Here is a 20,364-nt window from a genome sequence, read left to right on the forward strand (position 1 = left end):
ACCACCTCAGTACAGGTTCAGCAGCAAGCGCTCGGCCACCGCCAGCAGCTTCTCGTCGGCGCCCTTGGCCGCCACCAGTTGCAGGCCGACCGGCAGGCCGGCTTCGCTGCCCAGCGGAATGCTCAGGGCCGGGTGCCCGGACAGGTTGAATGGCCGCACCAGCGAGGTCATGCCCAGCACCGCGCGGGTGTCGGCGGCGTCTTCCAGACGCAGCGGGAAGTCGGGCATGGTCGGCAGCGCCAGCACATCGTAGCTGGCCAGGGCCTGGTCGACTTCGGCGGTGAAGCGCCGACGCACTTCTTCGGCTTCGGCCAGCGCGGTGTCGCTGGTCTGCCCCGCCGCTGCCAGGCGCCCGGCGATATCGGCACCGACCTTGCCGGTTTCCAGCAGGTGGCCGCAGCCGGCGAAGGTTTCGCGGTTGATCACCACCATGCCGGCCTCGTAGGCCGCGCCGAAATGCTTGAGCTCGACATTGCCCAGCGCCAGGCCACTGGCCGTCAGGGCGCCCTGCACCACCTTGTGGATCGCCGCCTCGGCGGTGACCCGCAGCACGCCGATACGGGCCCTGGCCGGGACCTGCGCCGGGGTGAAGGTCGGGTCGATCATGGTCATCGCCCGCACCAGCATTGGCAGGCTCGCGGCAAACGGGCCGACGCAGTCGAGGCTGGTGTGTGCCGGCATCACGCCTTTGCGGCTGACCCGGCCAAAGGTCGGCTTGAGGCCGAACACGCCGCAGCAGCAGGCCGGTACACGCACCGAGCCACCGGTGTCGGTGCCCAGACTGAAGTCGGCCAGGCCCGCAGCCACCGCTGCCGCCGAACCGCTGGACGAGCCACCCGGAATGCGCCCGGGGAAGCGTGGGTTGGCCGCCGTGCCGGTGTAGTGGTTGATGCCGGTGGTGCCGAACGCCAGTTCATGCAGGCTGACCTTGCCGGTCAACCGCGCACCGTTGGCCAGCAGCTGGCTGACCACCTCGGCATGCCGTTCGGCCAGCGGGGCGTGCTCCAGCGCTTGGCTGCTGGCGCGGGTCGCGGTACCGGCGACGTCGATGGTGTCCTTGACCACGACCCGGGGGCCGCTGCCGCCCAGGTCAAGGGTTTCTACTATGATTGTCATTTTCGTGGAGCCCTTTCAAGAATGGATGCCGGACTGTGGCCCAGCCAGGAACATGCGTGCCAATTACTGGAAATGTCAACTGAACATTCCCGTAATTCCTGGCACAGTTGCGGTGGTCAAATGCGCGGAAAGGTCTATGATGTCGCGACTATTTCCGCACAAGTAGTGAATCGATGAGCACTTCGAAAAACAAAGGCCACAGCCATCACGACCCGGCCAGCGATGAATTTCGCAAGGAAGATTTCCCCTTCTACTGGCTGGCCCGTGTGCACGGCCGCTATACCCAGAACATGGAACGTCTGCTGAAGAAGGTCGACCTCGACGTGCCGCGCTGGCGCGTGCTGTGGATCCTCAACGAGAACGGTGAATCGAGCATTTCCGAGATCTCCACCCACGCCATCGCCAAGCTGTCGACCATCACCAAGATCGTCTACCGCATGAAGGAAGATGGCCTGGTCGACACCGCGCCCAGCCCTGAAGACGGGCGCGTGACCCAGGTGCGCATCACCGAAGTCGGCCTGCAGAACATCGAACGCATGCAGGACGTGACTCGCGAACTGTTCCAGCGCAGCTTCAAGGGGCTGACCGAGGCGCAGGTGCAGCGGTTGAACAAGATGCTGGAAGTGGTGTTCCACAATCTTGAGACCTTGTAGCACCTCGAGATAGCCGGGGCCGCTTTGCGGCCCTATCGCGACGCAAGGCCGCTCCCACAACGACCGCGTTCAGCAAGCCTTTGAAGACTCGCAGACCCGGTGATAGGCCCGGTTGAAATACACCAGCCCGTCATCGGCGCCGCCGTGGCGGATGTCCTGGATTTCGCAGTAGAAGATGCTGTGCGAACCCACCTCATGCACCTGGGCAATCCGGCAGTCGAAGTTCACCAGGGCTTCCTGCATCACCGGTGCGCCACTCTCCAGCACTGTCCAGTCAGTAACGGCAAAACGCTCGTCCATGTTCAGGTTGCGGTTGGCAAACGCCCCCGACAGTTCCTGATGAGTACCTGCCAGCACGTTCACGCACAGCGCACCATTGGCCTTGAACTGCTCGTTGGAATACGAGGAGCGGTTCATGCACACCAGCAAGGTGGGCGGTGAGTCGGTCACGCTGCACACTGCCGAGGCGGTGAAGCCGAAGCGGCCGGCGGGGCCATCGGTGGTGATGACCGATACGGCGCCACCGAGCAGCGCCATTGCGTTGCGAAATTGCGATACGTCTACCATGGTCATGCTCCTCAGATATCCAGCACCAGCTTGTTCGACTTGGCCCGCGAGCAGCACACCAGGATCTGGTCGTTCGCGGCCTTTTCTTCATCGGTCAGATAAACATCGCGGTGGTCCGGCTCGCCTTCGAGCACTTCGCACATGCAAGTGCCACATACGCCCTGCTCGCACGAGATGTCGATCTTGATCCCCACCTGCGCCAGGGCGTCGAGAATGCTCTGGCCCTCGGCGACCTGCACGGTCTTGTTGCTGCGTGCGGCGACCACTTCGAAGCTGGCGCCGCTGGCGTCGACCTCGACCTGGAAATACTCCTTGTGAATGTGCTCTTCGCTGTAGCCTTGCTGGCGCGCGCCGGCGATCACCCAGTCCATGAAGCCAGACGGGCCGCAGGTGTACATGTGGGTGCCGGGCGTGCCGCTGCCGAGCACATCCGCCAGGTTCAGGCGCTGGGCCGCATCCTCGTCGTCGAAGTGGGTGAACACCCGGGCGGCGAACGGTGCGCTGGCGAGGGCATCGAGAAAGGCGCTGCGGCTGCGCGAGCGCCCGCAGTAATGCAGTTCGAACTCGGCGCCCTGCTGATGCAGCGCATGGGCCATGGCGATCATCGGCGTGATGCCGATGCCGCCACCCAGCAGGATCGAGCGACGGGCGTCGGCTGCCAGCGGGAACAGGTTGCGCGGAGTGCTGATCTGCACCTCCTGCCCTTCCAGCAGGGTGTCGTGCACGCTCACCGAGCCACCGCGGGAGGCCGGGTCTTTCAATACGCCCAGGCGATACAGCGAGGCATCGGCCGGGTCGCTGCACAGCGAATACTGGCGCACCAGGCCCGGGGCGACGTGGATGTCCACATGCGCGCCCGCCTCGAAGGCCGGCAGCGCCGCGCCATCGGCCCGGCCCAGGTCGAGCACGACCACGTCGGCCCCTTGGATCTCGCGCTTGCGCACGACTACGTTCAACAGTTGTTCATTCATGGCCGGTATCCCGCCTAACAGAGGGGCGCGTGGGCGCCCCGGAAAATATCAACGCATGAACAGGCCGCCGTTCACGTCCCAGGTCGCCCCGGTGGTGAAGTAGGCCTCGGGCCGCGCCAGTTGCACGATCAGGTCGCCCAGAAAATCCGCATCGCCCAGGCGCTGCACCGGGATGTTCGCCAGCAGGCCCTGCATGCGCTCGGCCGGCACTGCGGCGTGTACCGCAGGCGAGTCGATCGGGCCAGGGGCGATGGCATTGACGGTGACGCCACGGGCCGCGAATTCCTTGGCGAAGATCTTGGTCAGGGTGACGATCGCACCCTTGCTCGCCGCGTAGTGCGCGCCGGTGGCGGTGCCGCCGTTCTGCCCGGCCAGCGAGGCCATGTTGATGATCCGCCCGTAGCCGGCTTCGGCCAGGTGCGCGCCAAGCACCTGGCAGCCGAGAAACACGCTGCGCAGGTTGAGGCCAACCACGGCGTCGAACTCTTCGGGGCTGATCTGCATCAGCGGTGTGGTCTTGGTCACGGCGGCATTGTTGACTACCACGTGCAGGGCGCCGAAATGCTCCAGCACCTGGGCCAACGCCTGTTCGAAGTCGGCCTTGCTGCCGACGTCGAGCTTGACTGCCAGGGTGCGGCCACCCAGCTGCTTGGCGGTGGCCTGGGCCAGCGCCAGGTCACGGTCCGAGACCACCACGTCGAAGCCTGCGGCGAGCAGCCGGGCACAGAAGCGCTGGCCGAGTCCCTGGCCGGCACCGGTTACCAATGCGACTTGGTTCATGGCATGCACCTCAGAGGATGTAGCCGATGCCGGCGAGGGCATCGTCACTGTTGATCAGGCTGATCACCTTGCGGTGGATCTTGAAGCCGCCTTCGGCGCGGACCAGGGTGTAGGTCAGGTCGGCGCTGTAGTGCTTGAGGCTTTCCTTGCGGAACTCACGGATATTCTGCGCGGCGCGCACGGTGACGTTGACGCCGTCATCGTCGAGCACGCGGATCCGCGAAATGGTGCGCACGGTGCGCGGCTGCGGGCTGGTGGAAATCGACTCGCCACCGATCAGCCGCTGCACGCGCAGGCCACGCATGTGGTGGTCGTCGTAGGCGTAGTTGAGGGTGTTCTCGTAGTCGGTTTCTTTCGGGTTGATCGGGATGATGTAGGTCCCTTTCTCGGCCCACAGGCTCAGCCAGGTGTCGTATTCACCGTGGTCGAGCATGTCGCCTTCCTGCCAGATGAAAGCAGTGACTTCGTTGAGCAGATTCAGGTTCATCATTGGGCCTCCACCGCCATCATCTTCTTCCACTGCTGGTAGGCCGCACGCATGCCGGTTTCGGCGCTGACATCGGAGATCAAACCATCGGCGCTAGGCTTCTCGCCCGGCAGGCCGCGGTTGAGCATGATCCACAGGTTCTCGCCGGCATTGGCGCCTTTCTGCACGCGCTCCCAGGCCTCGGAATCGTCCGGGGTACCGAAGCCCATCGGGCCCTGGAAGTGTTCGTGCAGGCGCAGGCGGTAGCGGTTGGCTGCCGCCGGGCCGCCGTCCATGGTGATCACCGAGTGGTGGATTTCCGTTTCGGTGACCGAGATCGGCTGCAGCACGCGGAAGAACGCCATCGAGCAGGCGACGTTGGGGAACAGGTTGAGGTTGAAGCCGGAACCGCCGACAGCGCGGACAATGCGGCGGACCTGCTGCTCCTCGATGCCCTCGTCACGCAGTTCGGCCGCCAACGACTCGAAGCGCTCGGGGATCGGCTTGTCCAGGTCAGCCTCGAGATCCACCAGCTCGGGGATCATCACCATCACGCTGTGGCCATTGCCCAGGTCTTCGACATAACCGGGGCCTTTGACGAAATCGAACAGCTCCAGGGTCTGCTCATCGACCGACGACAGGAAGCTCTTGTGCACCAGCGGGAAGTGGTAAGCATCGGTGGTGTTTTCCAGCTGGATCTTCCAGTTGCCGGGGAAGCGGAAACGGTGCTCGCCCGGGACCTTGATGCCATAGCCGGCGCCCTGTTTCATGAACAGGTCCATCCACTTCTTCGCCGCACCGAGGAAGTCTTCCAGCGGCTCGATGTCGTCCTTGAAGGTGGCGAACACCATGCCGGCGTAGCTTTCGGTGCGCAGGCTGACCAGCGGCAGTTCGGCCTTGTCGATGCAGTCACCGTAGCTTTCCGGGTGCGGGATGCCGCGCAGCGAACCATCGAGGGCGTAGCCCCAGCCGTGGTACGGGCAGACGAAGCTGTTGGTCTTGCCCTTCTTGTGCTCGCACACCGTGGCGCCACGGTGGCGGCAGCGGTTGAGCAGCACGTTGATGCCTTTCTTGCGGTCACGCACCACGATCACCGGCTGCTTGCCGACGTAGGTGGTCTTGTAGCTGCCGGCCTCCGGGACTTCGCTTTCGTGGGCGACCCAGATCCAGGTGCTGTGGAAGATCTTTTCCAGCTCGGCGTCGAACAGCGCCGGGTCGGTGTACAGGGAGGTGTGGACGCGGTCGGGCTGCACCAGCTCGGCCGGGTCGACCGTCAGGTTGACGGCAGGAATCAGGTTGGTCACGGCATAGTCCTCGAATCAGGCGCGCTGGATGATCAGTTCGCGGCCGACACGGGCCTCGACCTTGGCATAGCGCCACAGCTTGTACGGCCCCTCGCCCACTGCGGTGGTGCGGAACAGGTTGCAGGCGGCGTGCACGGTCTCGATGTCCGGCACGTCGGCCAGCAGGTAGGTGGTCCAGGGGAAGCCGTCGGACGGGCCGACCATGCTCTGGTCGTCATCCATGTTGCCCAGTACGTCGACTCCGGCCAGGTCGTGGATGCCGTTCCACATCGCGCTGAACGCGGCCCACACCTGCAGTTGCTCCTCACGCGGGGCGTCGAAGAAGTTCTGGTTGATGCCCATGCAGAACAGCACGCGCAAGGCTTTCTTATCGCTCATGTCAGTAATCCCGAAAGTTACAGGTAGCCCGGCAGGGGCTGTTTGCCGAAGAACATCGCCCCGGCGTTCTGGTAGGTGACGTCGCCCATGAAGGCGTGCTGGGTGACCACTTGCGCATCGTTGACGCAGCGGGCCAGCGGGCTTTCGTTGTAGATGCCGGTCATGCCCGAGAGCATCTGCGCGCTGCGCGCCACTTCGGCGGCCACGCGCGCGGCATGGGTGGAGGACAGGCGCAGCAGGTTGGTGACCTCGACCGGTACCGGGTCGCCGGCCAGCACGTGTTCCCAGGCCTGCTCGATGGACTCGTAGAAGAACGCCCGCGCCGAACGCAGCGCCGCCTCGGCCTTGGCCACGTCGACCTGGGCCAGTGGGCGGTCGGCCAGCGCCGGGGCGCCGGTGACCGAGATACGCCCGCTGGCCATGCCCGACAGCTCGTCCAGCGCGGCGCGGGCAATGCCTAAGCCGACCACCGAAAGCACCTGGGTGGCGAATGACAGCGACGGGTAGCGGAAGAACGGCTCGTCGAGGTTCGGCTTGCCACCGCGGACGAAGGTCCACTGCTCGCCAACCACCACATCCTCGACCAGCAGGTCGTGGCTGCCGGTGCCGAGCAGGCCGACGGTGTCCCAGGTTTCCTCGATGCGCGCCTGGCTGCGCGGCAGCACCGCCAGGCGCGGCAGGTCGAGCTTGTCGCCGTTGCGCGGGGCGATGCCGACACCGACGATGTCGGCGCCCATGGAGCCGCTGGAGTACTTCCAGCGGCCGTTGACCTTGAAGCCGCCAGAAACGATCTCGGCCGGTTGTGGCGGGAAGATGCCACCGGCGAACACGGTGTCGGGGCTGTTGCCGTAGATCTCGGCGATGGTTTCCAGCGGCAGCGCCGCCAGGTACACCGGGCTCATGCCGAAGCTGGCAACCCAGCCGGCCGAGCCGTCGGCATGGGAAATACGCTCGATCATTTCGCAGAAGGCACCCGGCGAGCACTCCAGCCCGCCAAAGCGTTTCGGTACCAGGGCGCGGTATACGCCGTGGGCCTTGAAGGCATCGATCACGTCGCGGGAAATGTGGCGCTGGCGATCGAACTCACCCAGGCGGGCACGATCACGCACCCCGTCAAGCAAGGCCTCGAAGGCAGGGCCAGAGGCGAGCGCCGACACAGGCGCGGCACGCAGGCAAAGCGAATCCATGGACATTCTCCGTCTCAGGCGCGGTTTTTGTGTTGTTTGGCAGGCGGCGAAATGGCCAGGCTCGGCAAGGGCGAGCAGCGGCCACGCAGGGGGGCAAAGGCTGGGTCGGGCGGCATGGTTCTGTCTCTCTTGTTTTGGGTGCCGGTGACAAAAATTTGCGGCTGATTACGTGAATTGTCAATTGAATTTTCACGCTAAAAATCATCGTTTCCGCCTCATTGAGGACCCTGTAAATCGACACAAAATCACTTATCTAATTGATTAATATCAATTTTTATAGCAATTGAAGGCCACGAGAAATCGACGAAAAAAACTAACCATGCACGGTGATATGTCGAAAAATTTTTAGTCGACTTTTCACATGATTCCGGAGAGAAAAAAGCTGGTGTAGGATGGCCAGGCAAGGAGCGCCACAACCCATAAAAACAACAGCAAGCGCCCCGCCAGGATCGATGGGGACACGCCAATGCCTGCCGTGATTACCCCGAGGTCGAGGCCATGCCCACCCGCCACATCGACTTGCAGGACCATCGCCTGCGCTATCTGCACCTGAGCCACGACAAGGGCTCCATGCGCGCCGCCGCCGAAGCATTGGGCGTCGCCACCTCATCGGTCAGCCGGCAGATCGCCCGGCTGGAAGAGGAACTGGACATCGAACTGGTCCGCCCCGGCACCCACCGCATCAGCCTGACGGCTGCCGGCGAGGCGGCCGTCGACTACTACGTCGAGCGCATCCGCCAGCACACCCAGCTGGTCAATCGCCTGGATCAGCTGCGCGGCCAGCAGCAGGCGTCGACAGTGATCGCCATTGGCGAAGGCCTGCTGGGTGCCCGGGCGATCAATTCGCTGCAGGGTTTTCTGCATGCCCATGGCGCGCACAAGGCCGAGATCATCAGTGCACCCTCGCTGGAAGTGCAGCGCCGGGTGCTGGCCGACGAGGCGCACCTGGGCGTGATCTTCGCCCCCAGCGCCACCGCCCGCCTGACCCGCCTGTACAGCCTGGCCCAGCCGCTGCGCATGATCGTGCACCGCGACAGCCGCCTGGCCGCGCGGACCACGGTCAGCCTGGAAGAAGTGGCGCGTGAATCGCTGGTACTGCCGGGTGCCGACTTTCGCGTGCGCGAGCTGGCGGATGCGGCGTGCAAGGACCAGCCATTCGCCATCGTGCCCACGCTCACTTCCAACTCGCTGGCGGTGATTCTCGACTTCGTCCGCTCCGGCCTGGGCGCCACCTTGCTGGCCGAACTGCCAATCATCGACGAGCTCAAGAACGGCACGTTCAAGGCACTGGCGATCGATTGCCCGGCGATGAATGCGACCGACATCCAGATCGTCACCCGCCGCGGGCGCACGCTGGATGGGTTGAGCCGCGAGCTGGCGACAGAGATGGCCAGGGCGGTGCGCATGGCGGCTAACGCCTGACCGGAAGCTGGCGCGATACCCTTGTGGGAGCCGCGCTTGCCGGCGATCGAGGGCGAAGCCCTCGCCTGTTTCCTGCAGGTTTTGTTGAAGCCTCGGAGATCCGGGGGCCGCTTTGCGGCCCATCGCCGGCAAGCGCGGCTCCCACAGGGGAATCGCGGCAGCGCTGGAGTTGTTGCGCAAAACGCAACGACATTGCCCACCGCTGTCATTGAGCCCCTCCACCCTGCCCTTTACGTTGCCCACATAAGAAATCGCCCCCCATAGGTGACCCCGTGAGCAACCTGATCCCCGCCGTCAACCTGACGGTCGACCCGGCCGAGCTGGTGCAGCCCGACCGTGTCCACACCTCCCTGTACACCGACCCGGCACTGTTCGACGCCGAGCTGGAAAAGATCTTCCACAGCACCTGGATCTGGGTCGCCCACGAGAGCGAAGTGCCGGAGGCCGGCAGCTACAAGACCACCTACGTCGGCAAGCAGCCGGTGATCGTGGTGCGTGACCGCAAGAAAGGCATCAACGTGCTGCTCAACCGCTGCCGCCACCGTGGCGCCACGGTGTGCGAACACAAGAAGGGCAAGACCAACAGCTTCGTCTGCCCGTACCACGGCTGGGGCTACGCCCTCGATGGTTCGCTGCGCGGCATCCCGCACCCGGAAAGCTACGGCGACTGCATCGACAAGGCCGAACTGCCGCTGGTCAGCCTGCGCACCGAAAGCTACGCCGGCATGGTGTTCGCCACCTTCAAGGACGACATCGAGCCGCTGGAAGACTTCCTCGGTGCGGCGAAGAAGTGGATGGACCTGTTCATGAAACAGGGCGCCGGTTACGGCATCAAGGTCCCGGGCGAGCACCGTTTCCGCTTCCCCGGCAACTGGAAGATCCAGCTGGAAAACACCACCGACGCCTACCACTTCCCGCTGGTGCACAAGAGCTTCCTGTCTTCGGTCGATGAGCAGACCCTGGAGCTGTTCGATTTCGTCAAAGGCCCTGGCTACGTCGAGGACCTGGGCAACGGCCACAGCGTGATGGTGATGATCCCCGAACTGGTCGACCTGGAAGCCGACCTCGACAAGCCGATCCCCGAGCGCTTCGAGTCGTTGGCGGCCGAATTGCGAGACGAGGGCATCGAGGAGCAGCAGGTCCGCCGTATCGTCCGCGCCGTCGGTGGCTCGGGCTTCAACCTCAACCTGTTCCCCAACGTCGCCTGCTCGATGGCGTTCTTCCGCGTGCTGCAGCCGATCTCGGTGACCGAAACGGAAATCCACCACTCGGTGATCACCATGGACGGCGGCCCGGCCGCAGCCAACCGCTATCGCCTGCGTCTGCACGAGCATTTCCAGGGCCCGATGGGCTTCGGTACCCCGGACGATTCCGAGGCCTGGGAACGGGTGCAGAAAGGCGCCAATGCCGGCGAGAACCTGTGGATCATGCTCAACCGCGGCCTGCCGGGCGAGAAGCCCAGTGAAGACGGCCTGGTCTCCGATGTGAGTGCCGAAACCGGCATGCGTGCGGCGTACCAGCAGTGGAAGAAGATGATGGCGGCGGAGGCCCAATGATGAACCTGAATCTGCTCAACGAAGTCACCGCGTTCATCTGGCAGGAAGGCGACATGCTCGACCACGGTGAATACGACACCTGGATGAGCCTGTGGACGGAGAAAGGGACCTACATCATCCCGATCAACCCGAAAGAAACCGACTACGAGAACACCCTCAACTACGCCTACGACGACCACCACATGCGCGGCCTGCGCGTGCAGCGGCTGATCGGTGGCGAGTCGATTTCCACCAGCCCGCAGCCACGCACTGTGCGCACGATCTCGCGCTTCCGGGTGCTTGGCGACGATGGCGTGAATGTGACCGTGCGCGCCGCACAGAACATCCGTGAGTTCCGCAAGGAAAGCCTCAAGCACTACAGCGCCGACCTAACCTACACCCTGGTCCGCGCCGAAGGCGGCTTCAAGATCCACCGCAAGGTGATCAGCCTGATCAACAGCGACGATGCCCTCGCCGGCATCGGCTACATCCTCTGAGGTCATGCACTCACCCTGTGCTGTTCCCGGGCGCGCAGCAAGCGCCCGGTGCTGGATATCTAAAAACAACAAAAACAATACGTGACAGGCAAGCGGGCCACAGGCCTGCAGAGCGCCTCTGCCCGGTTGAACGACTGCCGAGACCTTGTACTGATCACATTTCCAGGATTACGCTTTCCAGGATTACCCCATGGAACTCAAATGGCCGTTGCGTGCGAAAACGTTGTGCTTGTGTGTGGGCACCGTGTTACCCCTGACCAGCTACGCCGACGTGGTGGATGACAGCCACCTGTCGCTGAACTTCCGTAACCTCTACCTGAACCGTAATTTCACCAACTCCAGTGCACCGGTGTCCAAGGTCGGCAACTGGTCGCAGGGCTTCGACCTGCAGTTCGAGTCGGGCTATACCGATACCCCGCTGGCCGTCGGCCTTGATCTCAATGGCCAATATGCCTTGCGCCTGGACTCCACCGGCAACGATGGCTCGCTGCCGTTCAGCCAGCACCGCCAGCAGACCACCGATGATTACAGCCGTGGCGGCGCGACACTGAAACTCAAGTACGCCAAGACCCAGGTGAAGATCGGCGACCAGAAGCCGTTCTACCCAGTCGCCTCCAACGACCCCAGCCGCCAGCTCGACACCATTTACCAAGGTGCAGTGATCGAGTCCCGCGACATCGACAACCTGACCCTGGTCGGCGGGCGCTTCTGGTCGATCGTCACCCGCGATTCGTCCAATCACGAGCGCCTGTACCGTTATGGCACCAACGACAGCCTGGACAGCGATGGCCTGGACTTCGCCGGCGCCACCTACAACTTCACCCCGGACCTGCAGGGCAGCTACTTCCACGGCGTGCTCAACGACATCTACAAGCAGGACTATGGCGGCATCAAGCACACCCTGAAGTTCGCCGACGGCTACCAGCTGAAAACCGATGTCGGTTACTTCAACAACCGCGAAGACGGCGCCGCGCGCAGCGGCCCGGTGGACAACCGCGCCTACTTCGGCCTGGTGACCCTGGAAAAGAGCGGCCACATGATCGGCGCCAGCTACCAGCGCATGACCGGCGACACGGTGTTCCCGACCCTGAACGGCTATGTGCCGCAGCTGTGGCTGCCGAACTGGGCGAGCATCCCCTTCATCCGCCCGGACGAGCGCAGCTGGTCGGTGCGCTACGGCTACAACTTCGTGGCCATGGGCATCCCCGGCCTCAAGCTGTTTACCCGCTACATCAAGGGCACCGACGTCGATCGCGGCCCGGGCCTTGCTCGCGACCAGGAAAGCGAGCGCGACATCATGCTCAGCTACGTGGTCCAGAGCGGCCCGCTCAAGGACCTGTCGTTCGACCTGAAGAACATGCGGACCCAGCAGATGTACGGCAACGAATACACCGAGTACCGTTTCATCACTTCCTACACCTGGAAGTTCTGGTAATTAGCACCAAGCCACAGTTTTGCTCCTTTGCCTGGGCCTTTCCGTGCGGGGAGGGTCCGGGCTTTTTTATGTCTTGAGTATGGCAGCGCCTGTGAGATCGAGCGCCGCCCGGGCGGCGCTCGATCTCACAGACGCTGAAAACCTGTCGATGGGCAGTCTCAACCCCACCTCCATTGCCCACCCGTGCCAACCTCTTGCCCCTCCCTGCCAATCCACTCCCCAGCCATTCCGCCGTGCGCCACGCCCCGGTAGCCTGCCGCGAGCCCAACTCGCGTCGCGGAAAACAACAACATGACCAACGCCTTGAGCATCCACAACAAAATCACCCTGCTCGCCAGCCTGTGCCTGGCTGGCGTCGTCGTGCTCCTCACCGCCCTGGCCCTGGCCCAGCGCCAGAGCAGCGAAGACCAGGTCGGCAGCAGCGCCAGCGACATGCTGCTGGCCGCCGCACGCAGCAACCTGCGTGCCGAGGGTCAGGCCCAGGCGCTGCAGATTCAGCAGGGCTTCAATCGCGCCTACACCTTCGCCGAAGGCGTGGGTCGCCAGGTCATGCACCTGCGCCAGAATGCAGGCCTGCCCCCGGCCGAGCTGCGCCGCGACCTCACCCAGGTGCTGCGCGATGCCCTGGCCGGGCGCCCGGAACTGCTGGGGCTGTTCATCACCTTCGAGCCCAACGCCCTGGACGGCCACGATGGCGACTTCCCCGGCCGCTTGGACCTTGGCAGCAACGACCAGGGCCGCTTCGCCCTGTACTGGCTACAACCTGGCCCCGGCCAGCTGCAGCCCGTACCTGGCGACGAGAAACTGCTCGCCGACACCTCGCCCGGCCCCAGCGGCGCACCGTTCAATGCGTTTTTCAGCTGCTCGCGTGCCAGCGCCAAGCCCTGCCTGCTCGAACCCTACGTCGACAGCTCCAGTGGCACCGCGCGGCTGGTCACCAGCCTGACCCTGCCCCTGATCGACCAGGGCCGTGTGGTGGCGGTGATCGGCCTGGACATCGACCTCGCGACCCTGCAGCGCGACGCCGAGAAAGCCGCCACAGCGCTGTACGACGGCCAGGGCGATATCGCCATCGTCAGCACGGCCGGGCTGCTGGCCGGTGACAGCAGCCACCCCGAACGCCTCGGTACGCTGTTCAAGGCACGCCACTCCGAACAGGCCGCCGCCATGCTCGATGCCGCAGCCGCAGGCCATATGCAGGCCTTCGAGGATGCCGGACACATGCGCATGCTGGTGCCGATCCAGCCCCTGCCAGAAGCCAGCCCGTGGGCCGTGCTGGTCAGCGTCGGCAAGGACGTGCTCGGCGCGCCGGTGACCGCGTTGCAGGAACAGATGCGCACCCAGCGCCTGCACAGCCTGGCCCTGCAGATCGGCCTGGGCCTGGGCATTGCCCTGCTGGGCGTGGCGATGATGTGGCTGACCGCGCGCAGCGTCAGCCGCCCACTGCTGCAAGTCGCCTACCTGCTCGAAGACATTGCCGAAGGTGAAGGTGACCTGACCCGCCGCCTGGCCTACTCTGGCAAGGATGAACTGGGCCGCTTGAGCCGCGCCTTCGACCGCTTCCTGGAGCGCCTGCAACCGGTGATCGCCCAGGTCCAGGGCGGTGTGCGCGATACCCGCGACACCGCCGACCAGTCGGCGCGCATCGCCAGCCAGACCAGCGCGGGCATGCAGCAGCAGTTCCGCGAGATCGAGCAGATGGCCACTGCCCTGCACGAAATGTCCGCCACTGCCCAGGCAGCGGCCCACAGCGCCGCGCAAGCCGCCGAGGCAGCGCGCCATGCCGACCAGGCCACCGGCGCCGGCGTGCAGGTGATCGAGAGCACCACCCAGGGCATCCAGGCCCTGGCCAGCGGCATGAGCGAGGGCATGCAGCGCCTGCAGGCACTGGCCGCGAGCAGCGAGCAGATCGGCGCGGTGATGGAGGTGATCCTGTCGATTGCCCGGCAGACCAACCTGCTGGCGCTGAATGCAGCGATCGAGGCCGCCCGTGCCGGTGACGCCGGTCGCGGCTTTGCCGTGGTCGCCGACGAGGTACGCGGCCTGGCCCAGCGCACCCAGGCCTCGGTGGAAGAGATTGGCGCGATCATCGACAACCTGCGCAACGGCACCCATGAGGTGACTGGCGCCATGCAGCACAGTTACCAGCAGGCCCAGGCCAATGCCGAACAGGCGCGCCAGGCCCTGCAGGCACTGGCGCAGATTCGCCAGGCGGTCAGCGTGATCACCGACATGAACGTGCAGATCGCCTGCGCCGCCGAGCAGCAGAGCAGCGTGGCCGAAGAGGTCAACCGCAACGTCGAGGCGGTGCGCGATGTCACCGCCTCGCTGTCCGGCCAGGCCGAGCGCTCGGCGGGCATCAGCCAGCAGTTGAACGACCTGGCGTCAGAGCAGCAAGGGCTGATCGAGCGCTTCAAGGCCTGAGGCAAAGCGCGGCGCCAGCCCGGCCTGGTGCAGGCGCTGCACCAGGTTCGCCAGGCGCCCATGGCGGTAAGCGTCGATGTCGGTCTCGCGGTAGTCATAGAACCCCACGCCATTGCGCAGGCCGTTGCGCCCGCTGGCCATGTTGTCCAGCACCGACGCCGGCGCCTGGTAGCGCTCGCCCAGGTGGCGGCTGAGGTAGCTTGAAGCGTGGTGCAGGATGTCGCCGCCGCCCCAGTCGATGAACTCCAGCAGGCCCAGTACCGAGAAGCGCAGGCCAAAGCCAGTACGCACGGCCAGGTCGATCTGCTCGGCGCTGGCGACCCCCTCCTCGACCATGCGCGCCGCCTCGTTCATCACCAGCGCCTGCAGGCGCGGCACGATGAAGCCGGGGGTGGCGTTGCACAGCACCGGCACCTTGCCGATGGCCTGCAGGGTGGCCAGCAGCTCAGCGACCACCCGTTCGCTGGTTGTGGCACTGCGCGAGACTTCCACCAGCGGCATCAGGTGCGCCGGGTTGAGCCAGTGGGCGTTGACCATGCGCCCGGGCGCGCTGACCATGGCGGCCAGCTCGGTCACCAGGAAGGTCGAAGTGGTCGAGGCGATGATCGCGTCAGCCGCCACCTGCCGGTCGATCCAGGCAAACGCCTCGCGCTTGGCCTCGAGCACCTCAGGCACCGCCTCGAACACCAGCCGGCAACCCTGCAGCGCCCGGCCGCCCTCCTCCCGTGTCAGCAGTTGAACCCGCGACAACAGCCGCTCGGCCTGCTGCGCACCGATCATTTCGAGGTCAACCAGGCTCCGCGCCTCGACGGTAAGGTTACGCCTGACAACCTCGAAGTAGCTGGCCTGGGCTTGCGCCTGCCGGGCCTTCAGGTCGATCAGGCTGACCTGGACGCCGGCCTGGGCGAAGGCCAGGGCGATGCCCTCGCCCATCCGCCCGGCACCGACCACGGCGATGTGCTGCAATGGCCCGCTCATGGCGCGACACCGTCACGCAGCAAGGCCGCCATCTGCTCGCGGTCGAGCCCCGCCAGGCCGAGGCTTTCCAGGGTGCGGCCTTCACCATACAGGTCACGCCCGGTCACTGCCGAGGCCAACGCCAGCAAGCCCTGCGCCACGGGGGTCGGCACGCCGGCCCAGCGCCCGACCGAGACCAGCAGCGACAGGCCCAGGCGGGTATCTTCGAGCATGTAGCGGTGCTGCTGCAGGTCGATCTTTTCGCGCCAGTCACCACTGTCGGTGAGCTTGCCATGGGCGCCGCGGCCGTACATCCACTCATCGCCCTGGTCGGTATTGTAGTGGTCAGCCAAGGGGAAGTGCGGCGCCGGGTAGCCCAGCGCCTCGCGCACGCGCATGCGTTCGGCATCCAGCGCATTGGTCACCCGGCGGATCGACGGCTGGGTGCCTTCGTTGTGGATGTCCCACGACTCGAAGTGCTCCAAGGGCCCTGCATTCATCAGGATCAGCGGCGGGTGAATGACCGGCCCGGCATTCATCAATGCGCCACTCAGGGCATCTTCGATCGGTTCGACGCTGGGGTAGGCCTCGCGCAGCACGCTGAAGGCATGGACCGAAAGGCGGCTGGGCAGCACGCCGGTCGGCAGGCGCGTGGCGTAGGCGCTGATCACCAGCTGATCGGCGCCATGCTTGCGCACCAGGTAGGGCAAGGTACCGGTTTCGGCAAAGGCCACCTCGGCGTGGTTGCCGCAGTCACGCATGGCCTTGGCGAATACATAGCTGCCAAAGGTGCCGGGCGGCAGGAACACTACCTGGCCGGCGCTGAGCAATGGCGCGACTTCAGCGGCAAGCGCCGCGTGACTGGTCGATGGCAAGGGGATGATGACAAGGTCCGCGCCCTGCAGCGCTTCGGCCAGGTCGCTGACCAGGTGCAGGCTGTCGCCAAGGGCCAATTGGCGGGTGCCGCGATAATCGCGCACGGTGAGGCTGCCAATCGCCTGCAGGGTTTTCAGGGCCGTAGCGTCACGGCGCCACAGGCGCGTGGCATGGCCGCGCTCGGCCATCTCGACGGCCGCTGCATAGCAGCCGTGGCCGCCGCCAAGAACAGTGATTTGCATGGGTGGAACTCCGCGTGTGTAAGGTAGGCCGATGCTAGCCAGCACGCGTTTGCCCGGCGCTGCGGATCGCGCAGGCAAGCTACCGATTGCGCAGCTTTCGGCCCCTGAGCGTGTCGGAGGGTCGGCAACCGAAGCGCTGCCGGTACTGCTGGGTGAAATGCGCCGGGCTGTTGATGCCGAAACGCAGCATCACCTCGGTCACGCTGCCCTCGCCCTTCTGCAGCGCATGGTGCACCGCCTGCAGGCGCCGGTCGCGGATGTACTCGACCGGCGTCTGCCCGATGAACTGGCGAAAGCCGTTCTGCAGCGTGCGCACCGAAACGCCGCTGAGCGCGCACAAGGTCGCCAGCGCCAGCGGTTGGTCCAGATTGGCCTCGATATGCTCGCGCGCCCGGCGCACATGGCTGGGCAGCGGGGTGCCTGCCGGTTGCAGCAGCGCGGCGGAATAATTGTGCGGCAACTGGGTCAGCAGCAGTTGCACCAGGTGATCGGCAAGGCCCTGGCGCAATGGCGCCAGGCTCAGTTGCAGGGCGAACAGCCGGCACAGGTAATCCAGGGTCAGGCCCAGCGCATGCACGCCTGGGTGGTCGGCGGCGAGCGGTACATCGAACGCCAGCGGCTGCCCCAGGCTGCGCCCCAGCAGCTGCTGCAGATGCAGCTCCAGTGCCTGGCGGGGCATGCTCAGCACCGCATTGCGGCAGGCGCCGCCGGTGACGATGCGGCTGCTGGCGAATGGCGAACTGACGCTCAGCCCGCCTGCCGCCACGGCCGCATGCGCCTGGCCGTGGCTGACTTCGCACTGTCCCTGCAAGGTGGTGCGGAACAGGTACTGCGCCCCAGTGCCCTCAAGGCTGACTTCCACCGGTGCGTCGTAGTGCAACTGCAGCAGACGCACGCCGGCAAACTCCACGCCGTTGACCTGCAACTGCGGCGCCGCATCGTCCAGCACTCGCAGCCGATGCGGGCAGAGATAGCGGGCGAGCTGCACCTGCATCTCTGCCACATCCTGCGAGTGAAACAGCGGAAAGCGCTCCAGCAGCTGGATGTCCGCCAGCATCTCAGGCCTCGGCGGGGTGTTCGCGGCGCATGCTGTCACGGAAGCACTTGCAGCCCTTGGCCAGCAGCACGATGGCCAGCAGCGAGGCACCGAAGCTGACGATCGACATCGACGAACCGACCGCGGCCGGGGCGCCGAAGTAGCGGTCGGTGATCAACGCCACCAGCGTGGTGCCCAGGCCCAGCCCGAGCAGGTTGCTGATCAGCAGGAACACCGCCGACACCTGGGCGCGCACCTGGTTGGGCGAGAGGATCTGCATGGCCGCGGTAGAGGCCGGCATCGGGAACGAGGCAAAGAACATCGCCGGCACCAGCAAGGTCACCGACAGCCACAGCTGGTCGACCTGGGAATACAGCACCGCCGGTACGATCATGCCCACCGCGCCGATCACCCCGGTGCGCATGGCCGCATCGCTGCGCCCGCGCTTGGCCAGGTGGTCGGTGAGCCAGCCGCCAAACACCACGCCGGTGGTGTTGGCCAGCAGCAGGATGGTGCCAAGCATGAAGCCGGCCTGTTCGGGGCTCATGCCGAACTTGCGGATGTACAGCGCCGGGGTCCAGCTCATCATGCAGAACAGCGCCATGGCGTAGAACGAGAAGCCCAGGTAATGGCAGCCGAAGGTCGCCCGGTGACGGCCGATGAAGCGCAGGCCATCGCTGAGCCGGACCTTGCGGACATTACCGTCGGCATCCAGCTGCGCGCCCTTGCGCTGCGGGTTGCGCACGGTCAGCCAGACCAGCAGGCCGACGATCACCCCGGGCAGGCCGACGATGAAGAACGCCAGCTGCCAGGCCTTCATCGCGCCGAGGAAGGCCACCTCGATGGTCTGCGCGTCCTTGAGCAAGGTGATCACGTAGCCGCCGACCAGGAAGGCGATGCCGCCGCCGACGAACGAACCGATCGAGTAGATGCCCACGGCACGGCCGAGCTTTTCCTTGGGGAACATATCGCTGAACATCGAGTAGGCCGACGGCGACAGCGCCGCTTCGCCGACACCCACGCCGATGCGCGCCAGGAACATCTGGGTGAAGTTCTTGCTCAGGCCGCAGGCGGCGGTGGCGAAGCTCCAGAAGATCACCCCCACGGCGATGATGCGCGGGCGCGAGAAACGGTCGGCCAGGTAGGCGATGGGCATGCCCATGAAGGCATAGAACAGCGAGAAGGCCAGGCCGTGCAGCAGGCTGAACTGGGTGTCGCTCAGCTGCAGGTCGGCTTTGATCGGCTCGATCATCAGGGCCAGAATCTGCCGGTCAACGAACGAGAAGATGTAGGCCACCATGCACAGGATGACCACATACCATTCATAGAAATAGCGTTTGTTGTGCTGCTTGAGGTGTTGCTCTTGAGTGAGGGTATTCATGCTCGCGAATTCCTGAAGGGACAGCCTGGAAAGGGATTACAAGGCAGTGACCTGTCAGTAACAGGCGAGCGCACGCAGGGCGGGATTACGCATGACCAAGGACCTTTATTGTTATTGGAATGGAGGTCTGCGGGAGCGGGCATGTCGGATCGCCGCACCGCCGCTCCCGCAAGTGCTCAGATGTTTTGCAGCGCCCGTGGCCGGTGGCTGCGTTCCTCGGCTTCTGGCGCCTTGGCGGCCTGCAGCTGGAAGTCGAACGACAGCTCGGCAAAGCGCTCGCCCTGCACGCCACGGTCACGCGCCGCAGCGGCATCGTCGACAAACCGAAGGTCGCCGATCAGGCCGTCGCGGGTGGCGTAAGCGAAGTCGTCCCACAGGTACTTGTCGCCGGCGAAGTTGATCTGCGTGGTCAGGTGACGGTGACCCGGCGCCGAGATGAAGAAGTGCACGTGTGCCGGGCGCTGGCCGTGGCGGCCGAGCAGGTTCAGGCATTCCTGGGTCGGGCCCTGCGGGTCGCAGCCATAACCGGACGGCACGATGGAACGGGCCCGGTAGCGGCCTTCGGCATCGGTGACGATGCGCCGGCGCAGGTTGTAGTCGGACTGGGTCGCATCGAAGTACGAGTAGGTGCCCTGGGTGTTGGCGTGCCACAGGTCGACGGTGGCGCCGGCCAGCGGCTGGCCGTCGGTATCGAACACCTGGCCCTGGAGGAACATCACCACGCCGGGGTCGGTGCCATCGTCCATGCGCGCTTCACCCTCGGACAGCGGTGCACCGGCCACGTACAGCGGGCCTTCGATGGTGCGCGGGGTGCCGCCGGTCAAACCGGCTTCGGCGTCCTTGGCGTCCTGCAGCAGGTCGAGGAAGTGCTCGATGCCCAGGCCTGCCGCCAGCAGGCCCGCCTCGTTGCGCCCGCCGAGGCGGTTGAGGTAGGCGACGGCATGCCAGAACTCGTCCTCGCTGACCTCCAGGTCTTCGATCAGGCGCGCGGTGTCCTGCAGTACGCGAAGCATGATCTGCTTGAAGCGCGGGTTGCCTTCGGCCTGGCCAAGGCCGGCCACTTGCTCGAAGAAGGCCTGGATATCGGCGGTGTGGGAGATCTTCACGGTCATTTCTGCTTACCTCGAATTGTTCTTG

General features: G+C 65.2%; 19 protein-coding genes and 1 pseudogene. 7 read left to right on the forward strand and 13 right to left on the reverse strand.

Annotated features, from left to right (window positions below):
• Window positions 1-6 precede the first annotated feature (6 nt).
• Complete coding sequence (locus C2H86_RS00930) at window positions 7-1,116, reverse strand: amidase (RefSeq protein ID WP_159411050.1); 1,110 nt, start codon at window positions 1,114-1,116, stop codon at window positions 7-9.
• A 173-nt stretch (window positions 1,117-1,289) separates the two neighbouring features.
• On the opposite strand from C2H86_RS00930, the gene C2H86_RS00935 reads away from it, so the two are divergent.
• Window positions 1,290-1,769: a MarR family winged helix-turn-helix transcriptional regulator gene (locus C2H86_RS00935; RefSeq protein WP_079228674.1), complete on the forward strand. Its 480-nt coding sequence runs from the start codon at window positions 1,290-1,292 to the stop codon at window positions 1,767-1,769.
• Between the two features lie 69 nt (window positions 1,770-1,838).
• Here C2H86_RS00935 and C2H86_RS00940 read toward each other — a convergent pair whose 3' ends face one another.
• Genes C2H86_RS00940 through iacA form a run of 7 tightly spaced genes read right to left on the reverse strand, consistent with a single transcriptional unit; the run spans window position 1,839 to window position 7,422 of the window.
• Window positions 1,839-2,336 carry a flavin reductase gene (locus tag C2H86_RS00940; protein WP_103446926.1) on the reverse strand — a complete coding sequence of 166 codons (498 nt, stop codon included), beginning with the start codon at window positions 2,334-2,336 and terminating at the stop codon, window positions 1,839-1,841.
• Window positions 2,337-2,347: 11 nt separating this feature from the next.
• Window positions 2,348-3,307, reverse strand: coding sequence for a PDR/VanB family oxidoreductase (locus C2H86_RS00945; RefSeq protein ID WP_159411051.1), 960 nt, complete (start codon window positions 3,305-3,307; stop codon window positions 2,348-2,350).
• Window positions 3,308-3,355: 48 nt separating this feature from the next.
• On the reverse strand, window positions 3,356-4,087 hold the full coding sequence (locus C2H86_RS00950; RefSeq protein WP_159411052.1) for an SDR family NAD(P)-dependent oxidoreductase: 732 nt from the start codon (window positions 4,085-4,087) through the stop codon (window positions 3,356-3,358).
• A 10-nt stretch (window positions 4,088-4,097) separates the two neighbouring features.
• Window positions 4,098-4,574: an aromatic-ring-hydroxylating dioxygenase subunit beta gene (locus tag C2H86_RS00955; protein ID WP_159413040.1), complete on the reverse strand. Its 477-nt coding sequence runs from the start codon at window positions 4,572-4,574 to the stop codon at window positions 4,098-4,100.
• Window positions 4,574-5,857, reverse strand: coding sequence for an aromatic ring-hydroxylating oxygenase subunit alpha (locus tag C2H86_RS00960; RefSeq protein WP_159411053.1), 1,284 nt, complete (start codon window positions 5,855-5,857; stop codon window positions 4,574-4,576). The genes C2H86_RS00955 and C2H86_RS00960 overlap by 1 nt, the downstream gene beginning before the upstream one ends.
• A 15-nt stretch (window positions 5,858-5,872) precedes the next feature.
• Entirely contained in the window at window positions 5,873-6,235 is a 363-nt protein-coding gene (locus tag C2H86_RS00965; protein ID WP_060513271.1) for a hypothetical protein, read from the reverse strand.
• A 17-nt stretch (window positions 6,236-6,252) separates the two neighbouring features.
• Complete coding sequence (gene iacA / locus C2H86_RS00970; RefSeq protein WP_110638217.1) at window positions 6,253-7,422, reverse strand: indole-3-acetate monooxygenase; 1,170 nt, start codon at window positions 7,420-7,422, stop codon at window positions 6,253-6,255.
• Between the two features lie 498 nt (window positions 7,423-7,920).
• Between iacA and C2H86_RS00975 the strand changes: the two genes are divergently transcribed.
• The 6 genes and pseudogenes from C2H86_RS00975 to C2H86_RS28615 all read left to right on the forward strand — a co-directional run bounded on the left by C2H86_RS00975 (window position 7,921) and on the right by C2H86_RS28615 (window position 14,735).
• On the forward strand, window positions 7,921-8,844 hold the full coding sequence (locus C2H86_RS00975) for a LysR family transcriptional regulator (RefSeq protein ID WP_159411054.1): 924 nt from the start codon (window positions 7,921-7,923) through the stop codon (window positions 8,842-8,844).
• A gap of 272 nt (window positions 8,845-9,116) precedes the next feature.
• Entirely contained in the window at window positions 9,117-10,400 is a 1,284-nt protein-coding gene (locus C2H86_RS00980) for an aromatic ring-hydroxylating oxygenase subunit alpha (protein ID WP_159411055.1), read from the forward strand.
• The gene (locus C2H86_RS00985; protein ID WP_159413041.1) at window positions 10,400-10,876 is read left to right on the forward strand and encodes an aromatic-ring-hydroxylating dioxygenase subunit beta; all 477 of its coding nucleotides are present in this window, start codon (window positions 10,400-10,402) and stop codon (window positions 10,874-10,876) included. Before C2H86_RS00980 ends, C2H86_RS00985 begins: the two co-directional genes overlap by 1 nt.
• A gap of 190 nt (window positions 10,877-11,066) precedes the next feature.
• Window positions 11,067-12,311 carry an OprD family outer membrane porin gene (locus tag C2H86_RS00990; RefSeq protein ID WP_159411056.1) on the forward strand — a complete coding sequence of 415 codons (1,245 nt, stop codon included), beginning with the start codon at window positions 11,067-11,069 and terminating at the stop codon, window positions 12,309-12,311.
• Between the two features lie 1,410 nt (window positions 12,312-13,721).
• Window positions 13,722-13,829 (forward strand): annotated as a pseudogene (locus tag C2H86_RS28610) (hypothetical protein); the annotation flags it as partial.
• Window positions 13,830-14,030: 201 nt separating this feature from the next.
• On the forward strand, window positions 14,031-14,735 hold the full coding sequence (locus C2H86_RS28615) for a methyl-accepting chemotaxis protein (protein ID WP_430738608.1): 705 nt from the start codon (window positions 14,031-14,033) through the stop codon (window positions 14,733-14,735).
• On the opposite strand, the gene C2H86_RS01000 is transcribed toward C2H86_RS28615, so the two are convergent.
• From C2H86_RS01000 to catA, 5 genes are all read right to left on the reverse strand, one after another.
• The gene (locus C2H86_RS01000) at window positions 14,697-15,713 is read right to left on the reverse strand and encodes a 3-hydroxybutyryl-CoA dehydrogenase (RefSeq protein ID WP_159411058.1); all 1,017 of its coding nucleotides are present in this window, start codon (window positions 15,711-15,713) and stop codon (window positions 14,697-14,699) included. The genes C2H86_RS28615 and C2H86_RS01000 overlap by 39 nt on opposite strands.
• The gene (locus C2H86_RS01005) at window positions 15,710-16,810 is read right to left on the reverse strand and encodes an NAD/NADP-dependent octopine/nopaline dehydrogenase family protein (RefSeq protein ID WP_159411059.1); all 1,101 of its coding nucleotides are present in this window, start codon (window positions 16,808-16,810) and stop codon (window positions 15,710-15,712) included. The genes C2H86_RS01000 and C2H86_RS01005 overlap by 4 nt, the downstream gene beginning before the upstream one ends.
• 79 nt (window positions 16,811-16,889) lie before the next feature.
• On the reverse strand, window positions 16,890-17,867 hold the full coding sequence (locus C2H86_RS01010) for an AraC family transcriptional regulator (RefSeq protein ID WP_159411060.1): 978 nt from the start codon (window positions 17,865-17,867) through the stop codon (window positions 16,890-16,892).
• Between the two features lies 1 nt (window position 17,868).
• A complete protein-coding gene (locus C2H86_RS01015) occupies window positions 17,869-19,227 on the reverse strand; it encodes a spinster family MFS transporter (protein ID WP_159411061.1) in 1,359 nt (452 codons plus the stop codon).
• A gap of 176 nt (window positions 19,228-19,403) precedes the next feature.
• Window positions 19,404-20,339, reverse strand: a complete 936-nt coding sequence (gene catA / locus C2H86_RS01020) for a catechol 1,2-dioxygenase (RefSeq protein WP_159411062.1) — start codon at window positions 20,337-20,339, stop codon at window positions 19,404-19,406.
• Window positions 20,340-20,364 lie beyond the last annotated feature (25 nt).

This window comes from Pseudomonas putida, assembly GCF_009883635.2.
Taxonomy (GTDB): domain Bacteria; phylum Pseudomonadota; class Gammaproteobacteria; order Pseudomonadales; family Pseudomonadaceae; genus Aquipseudomonas; species Aquipseudomonas putida_W.

What these genes read in the sequence shown, in the direction of transcription:
- C2H86_RS01010 (WP_159411060.1), bottom strand. Translation starts at nt 17,867, where the DNA reads ATGCTGGCGGACATCCAGCTGCTGGAGCGCTTTCCGCTGTTTCACTCG.
- C2H86_RS01000 (WP_159411058.1), bottom strand. Translation starts at nt 15,713, where the DNA reads ATGAGCGGGCCATTGCAGCACATCGCCGTGGTCGGTGCCGGGCGGATG.
- C2H86_RS00965 (WP_060513271.1), bottom strand. Translation starts at nt 6,235, where the DNA reads ATGAGCGATAAGAAAGCCTTGCGCGTGCTGTTCTGCATGGGCATCAAC.
- C2H86_RS01015 (WP_159411061.1), bottom strand. Translation starts at nt 19,227, where the DNA reads ATGAATACCCTCACTCAAGAGCAACACCTCAAGCAGCACAACAAACGC.
- C2H86_RS00990 (WP_159411056.1), top strand. Translation starts at nt 11,067, where the DNA reads ATGGAACTCAAATGGCCGTTGCGTGCGAAAACGTTGTGCTTGTGTGTG.
- C2H86_RS00950 (WP_159411052.1), bottom strand. Translation starts at nt 4,087, where the DNA reads ATGAACCAAGTCGCATTGGTAACCGGTGCCGGCCAGGGACTCGGCCAG.
- C2H86_RS28615 (WP_430738608.1), top strand. Translation starts at nt 14,031, where the DNA reads ATGTCCGCCACTGCCCAGGCAGCGGCCCACAGCGCCGCGCAAGCCGCC.
- C2H86_RS01005 (WP_159411059.1), bottom strand. Translation starts at nt 16,810, where the DNA reads ATGCAAATCACTGTTCTTGGCGGCGGCCACGGCTGCTATGCAGCGGCC.
- C2H86_RS00985 (WP_159413041.1), top strand. Translation starts at nt 10,400, where the DNA reads ATGAACCTGAATCTGCTCAACGAAGTCACCGCGTTCATCTGGCAGGAA.
- C2H86_RS00930 (WP_159411050.1), bottom strand. Translation starts at nt 1,116, where the DNA reads ATGACAATCATAGTAGAAACCCTTGACCTGGGCGGCAGCGGCCCCCGG.
- C2H86_RS00955 (WP_159413040.1), bottom strand. Translation starts at nt 4,574, where the DNA reads ATGAACCTGAATCTGCTCAACGAAGTCACTGCTTTCATCTGGCAGGAA.
- C2H86_RS00945 (WP_159411051.1), bottom strand. Translation starts at nt 3,307, where the DNA reads ATGAATGAACAACTGTTGAACGTAGTCGTGCGCAAGCGCGAGATCCAA.
- catA (WP_159411062.1), bottom strand. Translation starts at nt 20,339, where the DNA reads ATGACCGTGAAGATCTCCCACACCGCCGATATCCAGGCCTTCTTCGAG.
- C2H86_RS00940 (WP_103446926.1), bottom strand. Translation starts at nt 2,336, where the DNA reads ATGGTAGACGTATCGCAATTTCGCAACGCAATGGCGCTGCTCGGTGGC.
- C2H86_RS00975 (WP_159411054.1), top strand. Translation starts at nt 7,921, where the DNA reads ATGCCCACCCGCCACATCGACTTGCAGGACCATCGCCTGCGCTATCTG.
- iacA (WP_110638217.1), bottom strand. Translation starts at nt 7,422, where the DNA reads ATGGATTCGCTTTGCCTGCGTGCCGCGCCTGTGTCGGCGCTCGCCTCT.
- C2H86_RS00935 (WP_079228674.1), top strand. Translation starts at nt 1,290, where the DNA reads ATGAGCACTTCGAAAAACAAAGGCCACAGCCATCACGACCCGGCCAGC.